Below are 18846 nucleotides of genomic sequence, written 5' to 3' on the forward strand. Positions count from 1 at the left end.
GTCCCGGTCCGGGAGGATCGATAGGGCAAAAAACGGATCGGGCTCGGCCGCTAGAGCGGCATCACCCGGGTAGTCAGACCGGCGCCGAGGCGCTGCACCCACACCAGGGTGGTGCGCCCCTCGTGGATGGTCAGCGGCAACTGGCGCAGCGCGCTGCCGGCGCCGAGGCTGAGCCGCACCTCGCCGGCGGGCAGCATGCCCTGCCAGCTCGCGGCCTGAGCCGGCAGCGTCAGCCAGCTGCGGGTGTCGGCGCGCTCGGACAGGGTGTTGAAGATGCCGACCAGAATATTGCCCACATCTCCCCCCTCCTTGGCGGCGCTGCGCCGCACCTGCTCCTTGGTGAGCAGCCGCAGCGCCTGGCGAGTCAGCATGGCCGGCAGCCGCTCCTGCAGATCCTTGGCGGCCAGCGCCTCGAGTCGCACCAGCGGGCTGGTCTGCTCGCTGCGATTGCCCACGCTCACCGCCAGGGGGCCGGTGTCGCTGGCCCTGTTGTCGTAATAGGGCACCGCCACGGTAAAGGTACGAAAATCCCCGTTTGAGGTGGCGATGGGCAGCGGCAGGAAGAGTTCCCGTCGCGCCGGGATCAAGCCATCTTCAAACAGCACCACCAGCTGGCCCTGGTGCTTGGCCAGTGGCGGCGCCTTGCGACCCAGCTTCTTCTCGGTCTCTTTGATCTCGTCCGGGGAGCCGCGCAGCACCGCGAGGCGCAGCAGGGCATCCTGCAGGCTCTGGTTGTCCGGCGCAATCTGGTAACCGCGCTGATAGTCGACCCAGGCATCGTTGAGATCCCCGCTCGCCTCGTAGAGTACCCCGGAGAAGTAGAAGGTGTAGGCGTTCTGGAAGCCGTTCTTCACCTGGCCGATCAGCCGATCGAGGCTCGGCGCCCCGCGCGACATGAGCTGGCGCATCTGCCCCTCGGGGCTGCGGTCCTCCCCCTCCTGCCTGACCGCCTGCACCTCCCCCGCCCGTGCCTTGAGGGCCTGCTCCTGCACCTGGTTGGCGCGGCGCACCTCCACCAGGGCGCCCTCGGCATCCCCCCGTTGCAGGTAATTGAGGGCCTGATAGTGGTGCAGCATGGTGCGCTCGTAATCGGGTACCCGATAGGCCATGGTCTGATCGTTGGTGAGCAGGCTGCCCGCCTGGGCCAGGCCACGGCTCACCCGGTATTCGGCCTGGTTGTCCTCCCAGGCGAGGCGGCTGTCGGCGGCGGCGAAGGCCTGCTTGCTGCCCGCATCCTGGCCGGCGAGCCAGGCGATGCGCCCCTGTTCGAGGCGATCGAGCACATAGGTGTCGTCCCCCAGCTTGGAGTCGCGCACCTCGGGCAGCGCCTCGGCGCTCTTGCCCTGCAGCAGCAAGTTGCGCAGGGGCACCATCTGATCCGAATAGGAGACGAAGATGTCCTGCCAGTGGGAGGCGCAGCCCCCCAGCAGCAGACCGGTCAACAGCAGACCGGTCAAAGAGGCGGGACGCATCACAGGCTGAGCAGCGGCCCCAGCGGCTGACCGCCGACCAGATGCATGTGGATGTGGTAGACCTCCTGCCCGCCGTGGCGATTGCAGTTCATGATGAGGCGGTAACCGTTCTCGGCGATCCCGGCCTCGCTCGCCAGCTTGCGGGCCACGGTGAACATCCGGCCCAGCGCCAGCTCGTGATCCGGCTCGACGTCGTTGACGGTGGGGATCAGCACGTTTGGCACGATCAGGATGTGGGTCTTGGCCTTGGGCTGGATGTCGCGAAACGCGGTCACCAGATCGTCTTGATAAAGGATGTCGGCGGGGATCTCTTTGCGGATGATTTTGCTGAAAATGGTTTCTTGCGCCATGGGTAACTCCTTTATATGAAAAAGAAAATTCAAAACAAACCTCAAGCGACTCCCAAAAACGCCGCCGGGTGCCGTCAAGTGTGACACAAGCCGATATTTGGCACAGCCGTTGTCCCAATCCCTTCAGTTATTGTGAAGAATACCGATAGTGAGAATGACGTCCTCCGTACCGCAGGTATCGCCTACCGGCCATGCAGGGTATCAAAGGGACGGGGTACTCAGGCAAGGGACTTTTGCACAGAAAGCGGGACAATAATGAAACAAACCATGTCAGACCTCTCGATCTTACAGAGAGTCTATTTAGGCTTTGCCATCCTGGTCGCCGTGATGGTGGCCAGCTCGGTGCTGACGTTCAAGAGCCAGAGCGAGCTCAATGAGGCGCTGGATCAGGTAACACAGCAATCCATGCCGCTGGTGATCGCCAGCAGCCAAACCCAGATAAGCCTCCTCAGCGCCAACAAGTGGCTCACCGACGTGCTGACCGAGCAGGATCCCAAGCTGCTGCCGGGAGAAGTGGCCGAGCTGCAACAGGCCAAGGCCCAGGTCGACAAGATGCTGGCGAGCCTCAAGCAGCAGGTGGCGTCGCATCCCGAGCTGCAAAGTGAGATGGCCGCCCTCGACAAGCTGGTTCGCGACTATCTGCAGCTGACCCAGACTCTGCCCACCGAGCACGAAGCCCTGCTCACCCGGCTGCACAAGGTCAATCAGGCCAAGGGCCAGTTCCAGGTCAGCCTGCCCCAGTTCAAGAAGAACCTCGGCGACATGATGATTTCCATCGACGACAGCTTCATCAAGATGCTGTCCGAGACCCTGACCACCAAGCTCTCCGCCATCGAACTCTCCACCATGGATGCGCTGAACCAGAGCATCCCCGCCCCCATCGAAGGGGCGCTCAAGCGCAACAAGATGCAGATCGAGAGCTTCAACAGCACCATCAAGGATCTGCAGGGGGAGCTTGCCAACTTCGACAACGATGTGGGCCACCACGTGCGCGCCTTCGTGCGCGACACCACGGCCGCCGACGGCCTGCTTTCCCAGTATCTGGCGCTGATGAAGCAGCAGCAGAGCATGCGTGAGCAGAGCAAGCAGGCGAGCCAACTCATCGTCGGCATCCAGAACAAACTGGAGGGGATCACCGCCCAGAGCCAGCAGCTGATGAACAACAGCATCCGCGCCTCCGATCAGGTGCAGACCCAAAGCACCCTCACCCAGGCCATCAGCATCGCCATCGCCATCTTCGTCGCCATCCTGGTCGCCTATACCCTGGGCAAGGCCATCCGCCGCCCGCTGAAAGAATTGCTGCGGGTGCTGACCGAGGTGACCCAGGGGGACATGACCCAGCGCGTCGGTTTCAAGAGCCAGAACGAATTCGGCCAGCTCGGCAGCCAGCTCAACCTGCTGATCCAGCAGATGGGGGACGTGCTCAGGCAGCTCTCCCAGGCCTCCAACCAGCTCAACAGCGCCGCCCATGACAACCGCCACACCACGGAATCGGTGCGCGCCGATCTGGAGAAACAGCGCCAGGAGACCGCCTCGGTCGCCGCCGCCATGACCCAGATGGAAGCCTCGGTACGGGAAGTGGCCCAGGCAGCCAACCAGACCCTGGAGCGCGTCCAGGATGTGGAGAAGGCGTCGCAGATGGGCCGCAAGGTGATGGCAGGCAACATCACCACCACCCATCAGCTGGCGGGCAAGCTGCAGCAGACCGGCAAGGTGATCGGCGATGTGAGCGCCATGAGCGGCCAGATTGGCAATATCCTCGACGTCATCCGCGGCATCGCCGAGCAGACCAACCTGTTGGCGCTCAATGCCGCCATCGAGGCGGCCCGCGCCGGTGAGCAGGGTCGCGGCTTCGCGGTGGTAGCAGACGAGGTGCGCAGCCTGGCCGGGCGCACCGCCCAGTCCACCAGCGAGATCCAGCAGATGATCGAGAACCTGCAGCAGGGGGTCGCCCGAGCGGTCAACGTCATGCAGGAGTGCTCCCGCGAGATGGACAGCTGCATGGATCAGAGCTCCCAGGCCAACAACGCCATGGAGGAGGTGCAGGGAATAGTGGTGCTGATCAGCGACATGTCGAGCCAGATCGCCTCCGCCGCCGAGCAGCAGCAGGCCACCAGCGCCGACATCGCCACCAACCTCAACCGCATCTCGGATATCTCGGATCTCAACTATCAGGGCATCGAGAAGGTGGCCGAGACCAGCCAGCAGCTCGACTCCCTGGCCGAGCAGCAAGAGGGGCTGGTGCAGCGCTTCCGGCTCAGCGCCTGAGCCCTGTCACGGGGCGGTTAGTCAACAGTCAGACAGCAAGAAGGCTCCCGAGGGAGCCTTCTTTATCGATGGCAGTGGAATACCGCTATCAGGCGTAGGCGATGGCGCCCTTGCCGACCCCTTCATAGGCCACGATCTTCACGAACTTGTCACCCACCTGCTTCTTCACCTCGCGGGCGATGTAGTGCGCAAGCAGCTCTATGGTGGTGTCGGTGTCGATCATCTCCACCTCGCTCGCCGGCATGGCGAGCTGGAACAGCCCCTGGGGCGCCACGTACTTGAAGCCCAGGTGATGCTCAGCCAGCTGGGTCTTGGCGAGATCGCTCAGCTCCAGCTCGGACAGGGCCACCTGGTCTTCCAGGGTGCCGAGGTAGATGTCGTTCCAGCGCTCGGCCCAGTTCAGCTCCAGCTCCTCGTCCCGCTCCCCGTCCACAGAGATCTCGATGGGAGAGCGGTGACCGTGGGCGATGCGCTGACAGTTGCCGTCGTGCTTCTTCAGGCCATGGCTGTAGTGGTAGAAGGCGCCGTCGAGGCGCTCCTGACGCAGGGTCAGCGACAGGTCCTTGATGTTGCCCGGCAAGCGGGTGGCCAGCACCCCCAGCAGGTAGCGGGTCACCGATTCCTTGTCCACCTGGGGGGCGGGAATGAAGGCGAACGCCTGGGACGGGCTGCGCAGGTGGATGGAGCGCGCCGGACGCAGCAGATCCACGGTGCACTCGTCGTTAGCCAGCGCCGCTACGTGCACCAGGCCGCAGCCGGTCGGCACCAGCAGCTTGTGATCCACCTCTTCATCGATGATCGACTTGATGAGCTTCTTCACCCGGCCGAAGTCCAGCAGCATGCTCATCTCGTTGAGCTCGCCGCTCATTTCGATGTCGACCAGCCAGCTCTCCCCAACCATGCCACGACGTTCACACAGATAGCTGGAGTCGATAACGGTCAAATCTCTTACAAATAACTTCATCACTCAGACCTTGCTACAGAGAAAGTGCGGTTTGCGATATTATGACCCCGGATTATCGGCAAAGGAACTGGAACCCCCCATGAACAAATTGCTTATCAAGAATGCCACCCTGGTCAACGAAGGTCGCATCTATGCCTCCGACGTGTTGATCGAGGGGGAAAGGATCGCCCGCATCGCCCCCCACATCGAGGCAGAGGATGCGGTGGTGATCGATGCCGCGGGCCGTCACCTCATCCCCGGGATGATCGATGATCAAGTCCACTTCCGGGAACCAGGCCTGACCCACAAGGGCACCATCGCCAGTGAATCCCGGGCCGCTGTGGCCGGGGGCACCACCAGCTTCATGGAGATGCCCAACGTCAATCCCCAGACCACCACCATCGAGGCCCTCGAGGCGAAATACGAGATAGCCGCCAGGGGCGCCGCCGCCAACTACAGCTTCTATCTGGGTGCCACCAACGATAACCTGGAAGAGATCAAGAAGCTCGATCCCAAGCAGTCCTGCGGCATCAAGATCTTCATGGGCGCCTCCACCGGCAACATGCTGGTAGACAACCAGGAGACCCTGGCCGCCATCTTCCGCGAGAGCCCGGTGATGATAGTCACCCACTGCGAGGACACCCCCTCCATCAAGGTGCTGGAAGACGAGGCCCGCGCCAAGTGGGGCGAGGACGTGCCGATGCGCGAGCACGGCCGCATCCGCAGCGCCGATGCCTGCTACAAATCCTCCAGCATGGCGGTGGGGCTCGCGAAAAAATACGGCGCCAAGCTGCACGTGCTGCACCTGACCACGGCGAAAGAGCTGTCGCTCTTCACTGCCACCCCGGATCTGAAGGATCTCAAAGACAAGAACATCACCGCCGAGGTGTGCGTTCACCACCTGTTCTTCAACGAGGCGGACTACGACACCCTGGGCAGCCAGATCAAGTGCAACCCGGCGGTGAAGAGCGCGGCGGATCAACATGCGCTGCTGGATGCGGTGCGTAACGACGTGCTGGACATCATCGCCACCGACCACGCCCCCCACACCTGGGAAGAGAAGCAGAGCAGCTACTTCAAGGCGCCGTCCGGCGTGCCTCTGGTGCAGCACTCCCTGCAGGCCCTGCTGGAGCTCTACCACAACGGCGTCTTCTCCTTGGAAACCATCGTCAAGAAAACCTCCCACGCGGTGGCCGAGCGCTTCCAGGTGCAGGATCGCGGCTACATCCGCGAGGGTTACTTCGCGGATCTGGTGCTGCTGGACCTCGGCAAGCCCTATGTGGTCAACGACAGCAACCTGCTCTACCTGTGTGGCTGGTCGCCGTTCAACGGCTATCGCTTCCAGAGCAGCATCGAGATGACCCTGGTCAACGGCCAGATAGCCTGGCAGAACGGTCAGGTCACCGATCAGGTGCTTGGCAAGCGACTGACCTTCAATCGCTGATCCGATAACGGCTGATCCAACAGGCCGCCCACCTGGGCGGCCTGTTGTTTATAGAGGTGGCCCTGGCCCCTCGGATGACCGATTTTTGAGTGAATGGCGCCGCTTTAAGCGCAGATTGCTCGCAAAGCAGGCGAACGATCCCGAACGGGGGTTTCGCCTGTTGACAGGACCAGGTCATCTCCATAAACTCAGCCCCCGTCAGCCGAGCTGACTCCGTCGGTGTGTAGCGCAGCCAGGTAGCGCATCTGCATGGGGTGTAGAGGGTCGGAGGTTCGAATCCTCTCACACCGACCAAATTCCCCGCGAAAGGCCTTGTCAAACGACAAGGCCTTTTGTTTTTGTACGGCCTGAGGAAGCAAGCCCTCACCGGGTCAGGGAAGTGCGATCAGAGCAGGGCGAACATAGCAGTGCGGCCCGAACAGACGCGGCCCTTCATCGACCCAGAGCGATTGTCTCGGCGATCCCGTTGTGCTGTAGTAAAGCCGTGTCTACCAACCGGCCAGCAATGATGTCGCGCCCCTGCCCCCTCTTCCCCTGCCTCGCCCTGTGCGCCGGCCTGCTGCTGAGTCAGCTCGGCGGCTGCGCCACCGCCTATGACAGCGAGAAATCCTTCTGGAACGGCCAGACCGGTTTCTCCCAGACCCAGCTCGGCCCCGAGCAATGGCAGCTGGAGTTTGTCGGCAACGATCAGATAGACAGGGAGACGGCCCGCAAGTACGTGCTCAAGCGGGCGGGCGAAATGGCACTGGCGCTGGGCTATGAATGGGTGCAAGTGCGCGAGCTGACCCTGTCACGGGATGCGGTCAGGGTCACCCCCACCCGCCCCCAGTTCGGGTTCGATGAATATGAACCCGACACCTTCATGGACGATATGCGGGTGGAACATCGCACCTCGGCACTGCTGACCTTCTCCCTCGGCCACCGCCCCTTGGACGACAAGAGCCTGGAAGCTGTTTATATTGCAAACGTAAAAATAAACAGTGATTAATATAAGTTAAATGCAAGATCCATATCACATACAACTAATAACAACATAAAGTTCTGCCATAAGCCGCTGGATTTCCATTCCGTGATTAGGCATTCTGCCAGCACACCGGCTGTCAGGATTCCATGGCCCGGATCACAAAAACGGACTGAGGTGGCACCCTGCCCACCTGCACACGCACTGCACATACAGACACTGGGACCCCCCCCATGAAAATGAATAAATTGACCGTTGCCATCCTCATCGCGATGTTGCTTGGCATTTTTACCGGCCAAGGCTATCGCCTGTTTGCGCCGGACCAGGCCGCTGGCTTTGCCAGTGACATCACCATACTGACCGACATCTTCCTGCGTCTGATCAAGATGATCATCGCGCCTCTGGTGTTCACCACCCTGGTGGTCGGCATCGCCAAGATGGGTGACACCCGCACCGTGGGCCGCATCGGCGCCAAGACCCTCGGCTGGTTCATGATTGCCTCCCTGCTCTCCCTGACCCTGGGCCTGGTGATGGTGACCCTGATGCAACCTGGCGTGGGCCTCTCCCTCTCCCTGCCGGACGACACCGCCAGCTCCGGCATCGCCGCCGGTGCCATCACCCTCAAGGATTTCGTGACTCACGCCATTCCCAAAAGCGTGATCGAGGCCATGGCCACCAACGAGATCCTGCAGATCGTGGTGTTCTCCCTGTTCTTCGGTCTGGCCGCCGCCGCCCTCGGCGATCTGGCCAAGCCCGTGGTCACCCTGATGGCCAGCACCGCCGAGATCATGCTGAAAGTGACCGGCTACGTGATGAACTTCGCCCCCTTCGCGGTGTTTGGTGCCATCTCCGCCATGGTCGCCAAGGAAGGCCTCGGCATCCTGGTGACCTACGGCAGCTTCATGGCCCAGTTCTATCTGGCCCTGGCCTGCCTCTGGTTGCTGCTGATCCTGATGGGCAGCGCCTTCCTGCGTGGCCGCGTGCTGACCCTGCTGGCCATGATCCGCGAACCTATCCTGCTCGCCTTCTCCACCGCCAGCTCCGAGGCCGCCTATCCCAAGACCCTGGACAGACTGGAGAAGTTCGGTTGTGACAAGCGCATCGCCAGCTTCGTGCTGCCCATGGGCTACTCCTTCAACCTGGACGGCTCCATGATGTACTGCACCTTCGCGGTCATGTTCATCGCCCAGGCCTACGGCATCGAGCTCTCCATGGCGCAACAGATCACCATGCTGCTGCTGCTGATGGTCACCTCCAAGGGGATGGCGGGTGTGCCGCGCGCCTCCCTGGTCGTGATCGCCGCCACCCTGAACCAGTTCCACATCCCGGAAGCCGGCATACTGCTGTTGCTGGGCATCGATCACTTCCTCGACATGGGCCGCTCCGCCACCAACGTGCTGGGCAATGCCATCGCCGCCAGCGTGGTGGCCAAGACCGAAAACAGCCTGGCAGACACCAGCCCGGTGGGTGAGGTCGACACCGCCAAGGCGTGACCACACCAGCCATGAAAAAGGCCCGCAGCTGCGGGCCTTTTTGTTGTTCGGGTGTCAGCACCAGCGCCGCACCCGTCGGCAGTACTGCACATAGGGGACACCGAAGCGGGCGCGCAGGGCCCGCTCCTCCGGCAGGATCTGGAAGCGGCTGAGCCAGCCAAACAGCAGCAAGGGGCCAAGCCATACCCAGAGACCGCCGAGGTAACAGGCCAGCGCCATCAGCCAGCACAGCAGCCCCAGATACATGGGGTTGCGGCTGATGCGATAGACCCCGTCCGTCACCAGTACCCGGCTCTGCTGCAGACGAATGGGATTGACCGTGGTGCGCCGCCTGCGAAAGTGCATGAGTGCCCCGCCCCCGAGCACAGCCCCTACCAACCACAGGCCCGCGGCCAGTACCCACAAGACGCCCATCCCCCTGGGGTCGTCACTCCCCAGCCACATGGCGAGGGCGATGACGACAAACAGCAACAAAGGTGGGATCCGTTGCTCGAAACGCATATTTTCTTCCTTCAAAAGTGCCACAAATGACGCCATTGCGATACACTCGCTGCGCCGGTAGCTTGGCAAAAAAAATGAAACATATCATTAGCATAGCAACATGCAGCCCCAATGCTACCGCCTCTCGCATCCAAGCCGAGACCATCCTCAACAGGAAAATAAGAAGGAATCTTCCCATGCACAAGAAAACCCTGCTCGCCACCCTCGTCTTCGGCCTGCTGGCCGGCCAGGCGGTCGCCGCCCCCTACCTGCCGCTCGCCAGCGACACCCGCAACGGTCAGGAGCAGACCGCCACCAACGCCTGGCTGGAAGTGGATCTGGGCGCCTTCGAGCACAACATCCAGACCCTCAAGGATCGCCTCGGTGACAAGGGCCCGCAGATCTGCGCCATCATGAAGGCGGACGCCTACGGTCACGGCATCGATCTGCTGGTGCCCTCGGTGGTCAAGGCCAACATCCCCTGCATCGGCATCGCCAGCAACGAAGAGGCCCGGGTGGCCCGTGAGAAGGGCTTCGAAGGCCGACTGATGCGGGTCCGTGCCGCCACCCCGACCGAGGTGGAACAGGCCCTGCCCTACAAGCTTGAGGAGCTCATCGGCAGCCTGGAGAGTGCCAAGGGCATCTCCGACATCGCCCTGCGCCACAATACCAAGGTGCCGGTGCACATCGGTCTGAACTCCGCTGGCATGAGCCGCAACGGCATCGATCTGCGCCAATCCGGTGCCAAGGACGAGGCCCTGGCCATGCTCAAGCTGCCGGGCATCACCCCGGTCGGCATCATGACCCACTTCCCGGTGGAGGAGAAAGAGGACGTCAAGCTGGGTCTGGCCCAGTTCAAGCTGGACAGCCAGTGGCTGCTGGAAGCGGGCAAGCTGGATCGCAGCAAGATCACCATCCATGCCGCCAACTCCTTCGCCACCCTGGAAGTGCCTGACGCCTACTTCGACATGGTGCGCCCGGGCGGCCTGCTGTACGGCGACTCCATCCCCTCCTACACCGAGTACAAGCGCGTCATGGCGTTCAAGACCCAGGTCGCCTCGGTCAACCACTACCCGGCCGGCAACACCGTCGGCTATGACCGCACCTTCACCCTCAAGCGCGACTCCCTGCTGGCGAACCTGCCGCTGGGCTACTCCGACGGCTATCGCCGCGCGCTCAGCAACAAGGCCTATGTGCTGATCCAGGGTCAGAAAGTACCGGTAGTCGGCAAGACCTCCATGAACACCATCATGGTGGACGTGACCGATCTGAAGGGAGTGAAACCCGGTGATGAGGTGGTGCTGTTCGGCCGCCAGGGCGACGCCGAGGTGAAGCAGGCGGATCTGGAGGAGTACAACGGCGCCCTGCTGGCGGACATGTACACCATCTGGGGTTACACCAACCCCAAGAAGATCAAGCGCTGATCGCGGATCGGACATAAGAAAGGGCTCCCGCGGGAGCCCTTTTTAGTGGTGCTGTGTTTAGGCAGCCTTTTTGCGGGTGACCCAGAGGCTGAGGCCCATGGAGCCCAGCAGGATCAGGGCCACCACACCGAGGGCGATGCCGGTCGGTATCTTGAACACATCCAGCAGCAGCATCTTGACCCCGATGAACATCAGGATCAGCGCCAGGCCGTATTTCAGCAGGGCAAAGCGCTCCGCCACACCCGCCAGCAGGAAGTACATGGCGCGCAGGCCCATGATGGCGAAGATGTTGGAGGTCAGCACGATGAAGGGATCCGTGGTCACCGCGAAGATGGCCGGGATGCTGTCCACCGCGAAGATGAGGTCACTCACCTCCACCAACACCAGGATCAGCAGCAGCGGCGTGGCATAGCGCACCCCATCACGCCAAACGAAAAACTTCTCCCCTTCCAGCGTCTCGGTCACCTTGAAGCGGCGACGCATCCAGCCCAGCAGCGGGTTGTTGGCCAAGTCCGGCTCCTTGTCGGCGGCCCACAGCATCTTGACCCCGGTCAGCAGCAGGAAGGCGCCGAACAGGTAGAGGATCCAGTGGAATTGCTCGATGAGCCAGCTGCCGGCGAACACCATGCCGGCCCGCATCACGATGGCACCCAGCACTCCGTACAGCAGCACACGGCGCTGCAGCTCAGCCGGAATGGCAAAGTAACCGAACAGCATCAACCAGACGAAGACGTTGTCCACCGCCAGCGCCTTCTCGATGAGGTAGCCGGTGAGGAATTCCAGCCCCTTCTGGTTGGCAATTTCACGGCCTGCGCTGTGATCCAGCCAGAGCCAGATGGCCAGGTTGAACAGCAGGGCCACGCTCACCCAAACCAGGGACCAGATGCCTGCCTCCTTGAGGGACACCTTGTGCGCCTTGCCACCGCCGACGAAGCGGATATCCACCCACAACAGGACCAGCACTATGCTGAAGAAGCCTGTCCACATCCACCATTCACCCATTTCACTTCTCCCAAAAACGAAAAACCCACGACCGAGAGGTGTGGGTTCGCTTTGGAGCAGATACACCTTGCCTCTCGGCAAGGTCTCACTTACAGCAAGATGATTGCTGCCCGGCTGCCGGGTGCACTGCAGGATATGGGTGCACCGTAATGACGACAAACCGGCGAGAAGTTACTCCCCTTGTTGAGCGGATGATAGCAACCCTGAAAGATAACGCCAAGAGGCATCTTATCCGACATGTAATAAAAAGGGCGCCAGCAGGCGCCCTTCTCAAACTCTCAGTCTCAAAGTGGATCCACCTTGAGGCAGGAGACCGCGTGATCGAAGTTCCCCTCCAGCATGGGCCTGGTCTTGGCACACTCCGGGCCTGCCACCGGGCAGCGGGTGCGGAACACGCAGCCGGAGGGCGGGTTCATCGGCGAGGGCAGATCCCCTTCCAGGATCTGGATGACCTTGCTGCGCTCCAAATCCGGATCCGGGATGGGCACCGCCGACATCAACGCCTTGGTGTAAGGGTGCAGGGGGTTGGCGAAGATCTCCTGGCGGGTGCCGAGCTCCACCGCGTTGCCCAGATACATCACCAGCACCCGATCCGAGATGTGTTTGACCACCGACAGATCGTGGGCGATGAAGATGAGGGAGAGCCCCATCTCCTTTTGCAGGGATTTGAGCAGGTTCACCACCTGGGCCTGGATGGAGACATCCAGTGCCGAGACCGGCTCGTCACAGATGATCATCTTGGGCTCGAGGATCAGCGCGCGAGCGATGCCGATACGCTGACACTGACCACCGGAGAACTCGTGGGGGTAGCGGTTGACCAGGTTCGGCAGCAGCCCCACCTTGGTCATCATGGCACGCACCTTCTCCTTCACCTCATCTCTGGAGAGCTGGGGATAGAAGGTGATGAGCGGCTCGGCGATGATGTCGCCTATGGTCATGCGCGGATTCAGGGAGGCCAGCGGGTCCTGGAAGATCATCTGGATCTCCTTGCGCTTCTCCCGCAATGCGCCCTGCTCGAGCTTGGTCAAGTCCTGCCCCAGCCAGACGACCTTGCCGTCGGTGGCCGGCACCAGGCCGATCAGCGCCCGGGCGAAGGTGGACTTGCCACAGCCGGACTCCCCGACCACGCCCAGGGTCTCCCCCTCGTACAGGCGCAGGGTCACCCCGTCCACCGCCTTCAGCGCCGAGGGTTTGGCCCAGGGCCAGGCCTTGTCACTCTTGATGCTGAAGTGGACCTTGAGGTCGGACACTTCCAGCAGCAGTTTCTTGTCGGTACCCATTTAGTTGACCCCCTTGGCGATCACACCCGCTTTCATGACATCCGATTCCCAGTGGCAGGCACGCGCCCGGCCATCGCCGAAGGGCGTCAGGATCGGGGACTGCTTGCCGCAGATCTCGTGCACCCGGTGGCAGCGCTCCTGGAAGGGGCAGCCGGTGGGAAGGCGCAGCAGGTTGGGCGGGTTGCCCGGGATGGTGGGCAGCTCTTCCCCTTCGGTATCGAGGCGGGGAATGGCGCGCAGCAGCCCTTCGGTGTAGGGGTGGCTCGGGCGGTAGAAGATGTCGTTGACCCGGCCGTACTCCATGGTGCGACCGGCATACATCACCAGCACCTTGTCACAGATGCCGGCAACTACGCCCAAGTCGTGGGTGATCATGATGATGGAGGTATTGAACTCGCGTTTGAGCTCGTTCATCAGGGTCATGATCTGGGCCTGCACCGTCACGTCCAGCGCCGTGGTCGGCTCATCGGCGATAAGCAGCTGCGGACGACAGAGCAGCGCCATGGCGATCATCACCCGCTGGCGCATGCCACCGGAGAACTCGTGCGGGTACATGTTCATCCGCTTGCGGGACTCGGGGATCTTGACCGCGTCCAGCATGCGTACCGACTCCTCGAACGCCGCCGCCTTGCTCATCCCCTTGTGCAGCATCAGCACTTCCATCAGCTGATCCTTCACCTTCATATAAGGGTTCAGCGAGGTCATGGGGTCCTGGAAGATCATGGCGATCTTCTCGGAGCGGATACGGTTGAGCTTGGACTCCGGCAGGTTCAGGATCTCGTCACCCTGGAACTTGGCGGAACCGGTAATGACGCCGTTCTTGGCGAGCAGGCCCATGATGGCAAACGCGGTCTGAGACTTGCCGGATCCGGACTCGCCGACGATCCCCAGGGTCTCACCGGCGGCCAGAGAAAAGTTGAGGTCGTTTACGGCGACCACATTGCCGTCCGGGGTCTTGAATTCGACCCGCAGATCTTTCACATCCAGTAACTTCATAAAAAACTCCTTATCGATCTTTCGTGGCGCTTGGCTGGCAATCCTTTGGACGCTATGAGCAATCCATGGCTGCTCTCTTACCGATCCTTTGGATCGAGCGCATCACGCAGACCATCCCCGAGGAAGTTGAAGCAAAACAGGGTCACCACCATGAAACCGGCGGGGAACAGGAGTTGCCAGATGGCCACTTCCATCGACTTGGAGCCTTCATCCAGCAGGGCACCCCAGCTGGTCATGGGCTCCTGCACACCGAGCCCCAGGAAGCTCAGGAAGGATTCGAACATGATCATGCCCGGCACCAGCAAGGTGGCGTAGACGGCCACGATACCGAGCACGTTCGGCACTATGTGACGGGTGATGATCTTCCACTTGGAGACGCCGCAGACGTGGGCCGCCTCGATGAACTCCTTGCTCTTGAGGCTCAGGGTCTGGCCCCGCACGATCCGCGCCATGTCCAGCCAGCTCACCGCGCCGATGGCGAGGAAGATGAGGGCCAGGTTGCGACCGAAGAAGGTCACCAGCATGATCACGAAGAACATGAAGGGGAAGGCGTTGAGGATTTCGAGCACCCGCATCATCAGGCTGTCGACCCGCCCGCCGATGAAGCCGGAGGCCGCGCCATACAGGGTGCCGATGACGACGGCCACCATGGCGCCCATGATGCCGACCATCAGCGAGATGCGACCCCCCAGCAGGGTGCGCACGAACAGATCGCGCCCCAGGCTGTCGGTACCGAAGTAGTGACCGGCGGCCATATCCGGCGCGGTCTGCATGGCATCCCAGTCCGGATCATCGAAGGTGAATTGCGACAGATGCGGCCCGACGATCACCGCCAGCCCTATGATGCTCAAGATGATGAGGCTGGTCAGCGCCGCCTTGTTGCGCAAGAAGCGGCGGCGGGCGTCTTTCCACAGGGAGCGCCCTTCCACCACGTCCACTTTCTGGGCAAATGCCTCGACGGCTTCGCGCTTTTCAGTTGTAACAACCATGATGTACTCCCGACTTAGTAACGGATCTTGGGATCGATGACGGCATAGAGGATATCGACCACGGCGTTAAAGGTAATGGTGAGGGCACCGACCAGAATGGTCAGACCGAGCACCATGGAGTAATCACGGTTGAGGGCACCGTTGACGAACAGCTGACCTATTCCCGGCAGGCCGAAGATGGTCTCGATCACCACGGAGCCCGTGATGATGCCGACGAAGGCCGGGCCCAGGTAGGAGACTACCGGCAACATGGCCGGGCGCAGCGCGTGCTTCAGGATGATGTGGCGCAGCGGCAGGCCCTTGGCGCGGGCGGTACGGATGAAGTTGGAGTTCATGGTCTCGATCATGCTGCCACGCATGATGCGCGAGATGGCGGAGACGTAGTACATCATCATGCCGAACACCGGCAGCACCATGTATTGTGCCCCCCCGCCCTGCCAGCCCCCGGCCGGCAACCAGCCAAGGTAGATACTGAAGAAGAGCACCAGCAAGGGCGCCAGCACGAAGCCCGGGATCACCACCCCGGTCATGGCCGACGACATCAATAAGTAGTCGATGAAGGTATTTTGCTTGAGCGCGGCTATGGTGCCGAAGGTCACCCCCAATGTCACCGCCAGCAGGAAGGCGACCGAGCCTATCTTGGCGGACACCGGCAGCGCCTGGCTGACCAGATCGTTGACGCTGAAGTCTTTGTATTTGAACGAGGGACCCAGATCACCCTGGACCAGGTTGCCAAGGTAGCTGAGGTATTGCACGCCGATGGGCTTGTCCAGGCCGTACTTGGCCTCGATGTTGGCCAGCACTTCCGGCGGCAGAGCGCGTTCGCTGGTGAAGGGGTTGCCCGGGGCAAAGCGCATCATGAAGAAGGAGACGGTGATCAAGACCAGCAGAGTCGGGATCGCCTCCAGTAGACGTTTAAAGATAAATTTCAACATAGACAGTTCCTGTCTTGTACTGCTTCCAAAGGGTCGCGGTTGTAATATAAGGCCCGCCATCTGGCGGGCCTGCTTTGTTATGCGACTTGTTTCTTTACTCAGTGAGCAACGATGTACATATCTTTGCTGTAGAGGTTATCCAGCGGGTTGGCCGGGTAGCCGCCCACGAAAGGTTTCACCATACGGGCAGTCACGTACTGATAGATGGGCGCAATCGGCATGTCCTTGGCCAGGATCTCTTCGGCTTGGACATAGAGCTTGTTGCGGGAGGCATCGTCGACCTGATCGCGAGACTCGCTCATCAGCTTGTCAAAGGTGGCGTTGGAGTACTTGCCATCGTTGTTGCCGTGGGTGGTCTGCATCAGATCCAGCATGGAGGAGGCTTCGTTGTAGTCCGCGATCCAGCCGGCACGGCCCACGTCAAACTGACCCTGTGCCTTGGTTTGCAGGTAGGTCTTCCACTCCTGGTTCACCAGGCTCACTTCGACACCCAGCTTCTTCCACATGGAGGCGACCGCAACGGCGACCTTCTTGTGGTTGTCATCGGTGTTGTAGAGCAGCTCGAACTTGAGCGGGTGACCCGGGCCGAAACCGGCTTCGGTCAGCAGCTCCTTGGCCTTGGTGTTGCGCTCGGCCTGGGTCAGCTTGGACCAGTCCGGTGCCACCGGCTTGAAGCCGTCAACAAAATCAGGCACCAGGGTGTAGCCTGGGGTCTGGCCCTGGCCCATCACCTTGTCGGCGATCACGTTGCGATCGATGGCGTAGGAGAGCGCGGTACGCACTCGCACGTCGTCAAACGGCTTCTTCTTGAAGTTGTACTGGTAGTAGTAGGTACCGACGTAACCGGTCACCTTCAACTCATCGGGCTTCTCTTTCTTCATCTGCTTGAAGCGCTCGATGGGCATCTGGTAGGTCATGTCCACTTCACCGGCCAGGTAGCGGTTCAGATCCGCGGTGTTCTGCAGCGGCAGGTAGGTCACCTTGTTGACCACAGTCTTGGCGTTGTTCCAGTAGTTGGGGTTGCGCTCGACGTCGACGCGCTCGTTCACCACCCAATCTTTCAACTGGTAAGCACCGTTGGACACCATGTGACCAGGCTGGGTCCACTTCTCACCGTACTGCTCGATCACCTTCTTCGGCACCGGGTAGGTGGTGGTGTGGGAGAGCATGCTGACGAAATAGGGCACAGCCTTTTCCAGCTGCACTTCGAAGGTGTGGTCGTCTACCGCCTTCACACCCAGGCTATCGGCCGGCTTCTTGCCCGCGATGATGGCACTGGCGTTGATGATGGTCGGGATTTCCAGATACCAGGAATAAGGAGAGGCGGTTTTGGGATCGACGGCCCGCTTGAAGGCGAATTCGAAATCGTGGGCGGTCACGGGATCCCCGTTGGACCACTTGGCATCTTTGCGCAGGTGGAACACGAAGTGTTTGTTGTCCTTGGTTTCCCAGGACTCGGCCACACCGGGCAGCACTTCACCCTTGGGACCGGAAGAGACGAGACCTTCGAACAGGTCACGCAGAATATTGGATTCTACCGTGCCCTCGACCTTGTGCGGGTCTAGGGTTGCGGGTTCGGATCCATTGCCTTTCACCAGGGTCTGAACGTCTGCCAACTTGGTGCCGGCAGGCACATCGGCGGCCTGTGCCGCGCTGATACCGCCAAACAATGCTGCCACCAAGAGGGTATTAATAATTGTTTTTTTATGAGTCATTTCCATACTCCAACAAGAACATTCCATGCGTTTGTCCATCAACGAGATAAATACCTCGCCGTCAGCATAATTCCCTGTCAATTCTGATAATGCAATAGATATTGTCAGAGGAACCCATGCTTACTGGTTTAAAGAAACAGCTTCCAGCCATTTCTTCAGCATTTAAATACCGTCTGACGGACGCTTTTCATACAAAGCCGGTCGATTCTAGAAAATGGCTAACAAAAAAGAAACAATAAAAAAGCCGGTCACAGGGACCGGCTCAGACAAAACCAGAGCTACATCACATCAATCCGGGGAAAACACCCTTGATACCCGCCACCATGATCTCGATGCCGAGTGACATCATGATGAGACCCATGATCCGGGTCACCACGTTGATGCCGGTGTTGCCCATCAGCTTGAACAGCAAGGGGGCGGCGCGGAAGATGAGCCAGGAGCAATACGCAAAGGCCATCACCACCACAAACATCCCGGCCAACTGGGGCAGAGTCTTGTGGCTGGCATAAACAATAGAAGAAGAGATGGCCCCGGGGCCCGCCATCAACGGCAGCGCAAGGGGCACGACGGCAATGGATTCGCGCGCGGCCAACTCACCCTTCTCCTGCTTGTTGTGCTTCACCTCACCGAGCTTGCCCTGCAACATGGACCAGGCGATCAGGGTGATGAGCGAGCCACCGGCGATACGAAACGACGCCAGCGAGATCCCGAAGCCATCGAGGATCAGCTGCCCCATGCACATGGAGACGATCAGGATGATCATCACCGCGATGTGGGCCGTGGTGTTGGTCCTCATCCGCTCCTCTTGCTGCATATGACCGGTCAGGCTGACAAAGACCGGCAACAGCCCGAGCGGGTTGATGATCGCAAACAAGCCGACGAAGAATTTCAGGTATAAAGAGAATTCAATTGCTGCCATTGGCACCATCCAGAACCAAACAAAACCAGGGGGATCAACCCAATAAAACTGTGCGTAAATTTACACCATGACTTTTCCCTTCACCAATCAAATAATCTCACCCTTTCCCAGGCTTTTCAGTTAGTTCCTCTAATGGATCGAGAAATCTCAACATATTGAATTGTTAAAGCCAAGC

At 60.7% G+C, this 18846-nt stretch carries 16 protein-coding genes and 1 tRNA gene; 6 read left to right on the forward strand and 11 right to left on the reverse strand.

The genetic code is table 11. The annotated features are described in order from the left end of the window. Nucleotides 1-50: 50 nt before the first annotated feature. Entirely contained in the window at nucleotides 51-1472 is a 1422-nt protein-coding gene (locus BN1124_RS12995) for a COG3014 family protein (RefSeq protein WP_042642549.1), read from the reverse strand. After that, nucleotides 1472-1822 (reverse strand): purine nucleoside phosphoramidase, encoded by a 351-nt coding sequence (gene hinT / locus BN1124_RS13000; protein WP_033129807.1) that lies wholly within the window; start codon nucleotides 1820-1822, stop codon nucleotides 1472-1474. Before hinT ends, BN1124_RS12995 begins: the two co-directional genes overlap by 1 nt. A 255-nt stretch (nucleotides 1823-2077) precedes the next feature. On the opposite strand from hinT, the gene BN1124_RS13005 reads away from it, so the two are divergent. Beyond that, the gene (locus BN1124_RS13005; protein WP_042642550.1) at nucleotides 2078-4090 is read left to right on the forward strand and encodes a methyl-accepting chemotaxis protein; all 2013 of its coding nucleotides are present in this window, start codon (nucleotides 2078-2080) and stop codon (nucleotides 4088-4090) included. Between the two features lie 88 nt (nucleotides 4091-4178). On the opposite strand, the gene BN1124_RS13010 is transcribed toward BN1124_RS13005, so the two are convergent. After that, nucleotides 4179-5054 carry a 6-carboxytetrahydropterin synthase gene (locus BN1124_RS13010; RefSeq protein WP_042642551.1) on the reverse strand — a complete coding sequence of 292 codons (876 nt, stop codon included), beginning with the start codon at nucleotides 5052-5054 and terminating at the stop codon, nucleotides 4179-4181. A 79-nt stretch (nucleotides 5055-5133) separates the two neighbouring features. Here BN1124_RS13010 and BN1124_RS13015 point away from each other — a divergent pair, with 79 nt between their 5' ends. From BN1124_RS13015 to BN1124_RS13030, 4 genes are all read left to right on the forward strand, one after another. Next, nucleotides 5134-6477, forward strand: coding sequence for a dihydroorotase (locus tag BN1124_RS13015; protein WP_042642553.1), 1344 nt, complete (start codon nucleotides 5134-5136; stop codon nucleotides 6475-6477). Between the two features lie 217 nt (nucleotides 6478-6694). After that, nucleotides 6695-6771 (forward strand) — tRNA-Pro (locus BN1124_RS13020). 214 nt (nucleotides 6772-6985) lie between these two features. Beyond that, nucleotides 6986-7465 (forward strand): CC0125/CC1285 family lipoprotein, encoded by a 480-nt coding sequence (locus BN1124_RS13025; protein ID WP_082041622.1) that lies wholly within the window; start codon nucleotides 6986-6988, stop codon nucleotides 7463-7465. A gap of 206 nt (nucleotides 7466-7671) precedes the next feature. Next, the gene (locus BN1124_RS13030) at nucleotides 7672-8931 is read left to right on the forward strand and encodes a dicarboxylate/amino acid:cation symporter (protein ID WP_042642557.1); all 1260 of its coding nucleotides are present in this window, start codon (nucleotides 7672-7674) and stop codon (nucleotides 8929-8931) included. 54 nt (nucleotides 8932-8985) lie between these two features. Here BN1124_RS13030 and BN1124_RS13035 read toward each other — a convergent pair whose 3' ends face one another. Beyond that, nucleotides 8986-9432, reverse strand: coding sequence for a methyltransferase family protein (locus tag BN1124_RS13035; protein WP_042642559.1), 447 nt, complete (start codon nucleotides 9430-9432; stop codon nucleotides 8986-8988). Between the two features lie 176 nt (nucleotides 9433-9608). Between BN1124_RS13035 and alr the strand changes: the two genes are divergently transcribed. Further along, nucleotides 9609-10835, forward strand: a complete 1227-nt coding sequence (gene alr / locus BN1124_RS13040; protein ID WP_042642560.1) for an alanine racemase — start codon at nucleotides 9609-9611, stop codon at nucleotides 10833-10835. 57 nt (nucleotides 10836-10892) lie between these two features. Here the strand turns inward: alr and BN1124_RS13045 are convergent, their stop codons facing one another. The 7 genes from BN1124_RS13045 to BN1124_RS13075 form a co-directional block, all read right to left on the reverse strand. Then, on the reverse strand, nucleotides 10893-11837 hold the full coding sequence (locus BN1124_RS13045; RefSeq protein ID WP_042642562.1) for a TerC family protein: 945 nt from the start codon (nucleotides 11835-11837) through the stop codon (nucleotides 10893-10895). A gap of 284 nt (nucleotides 11838-12121) precedes the next feature. After that, nucleotides 12122-13117, reverse strand: coding sequence for a murein tripeptide/oligopeptide ABC transporter ATP binding protein OppF (gene oppF, locus BN1124_RS13050; protein ID WP_042642564.1), 996 nt, complete (start codon nucleotides 13115-13117; stop codon nucleotides 12122-12124). Continuing rightward, nucleotides 13118-14113: an ABC transporter ATP-binding protein gene (gene oppD / locus BN1124_RS13055; RefSeq protein WP_042642566.1), complete on the reverse strand. Its 996-nt coding sequence runs from the start codon at nucleotides 14111-14113 to the stop codon at nucleotides 13118-13120. It lies immediately after the preceding gene. Between the two features lie 77 nt (nucleotides 14114-14190). After that, nucleotides 14191-15102: an oligopeptide ABC transporter permease OppC gene (gene oppC, locus BN1124_RS13060; RefSeq protein WP_042642568.1), complete on the reverse strand. Its 912-nt coding sequence runs from the start codon at nucleotides 15100-15102 to the stop codon at nucleotides 14191-14193. Between the two features lie 14 nt (nucleotides 15103-15116). After that, nucleotides 15117-16037 (reverse strand): oligopeptide ABC transporter permease OppB, encoded by a 921-nt coding sequence (oppB, locus tag BN1124_RS13065; protein WP_033131323.1) that lies wholly within the window; start codon nucleotides 16035-16037, stop codon nucleotides 15117-15119. Between the two features lie 98 nt (nucleotides 16038-16135). Beyond that, nucleotides 16136-17752, reverse strand: a complete 1617-nt coding sequence (locus BN1124_RS13070) for an ABC transporter substrate-binding protein (RefSeq protein WP_042642571.1) — start codon at nucleotides 17750-17752, stop codon at nucleotides 16136-16138. A 283-nt stretch (nucleotides 17753-18035) separates the two neighbouring features. Continuing rightward, complete coding sequence (locus BN1124_RS13075; protein WP_042642573.1) at nucleotides 18036-18671, reverse strand: YchE family NAAT transporter; 636 nt, start codon at nucleotides 18669-18671, stop codon at nucleotides 18036-18038. Between the last annotated feature and the right edge of the window lie 175 nt (nucleotides 18672-18846).

This window comes from Aeromonas eucrenophila, assembly GCF_000819865.1.
GTDB classification, from domain to species: domain Bacteria; phylum Pseudomonadota; class Gammaproteobacteria; order Enterobacterales; family Aeromonadaceae; genus Aeromonas; species Aeromonas eucrenophila.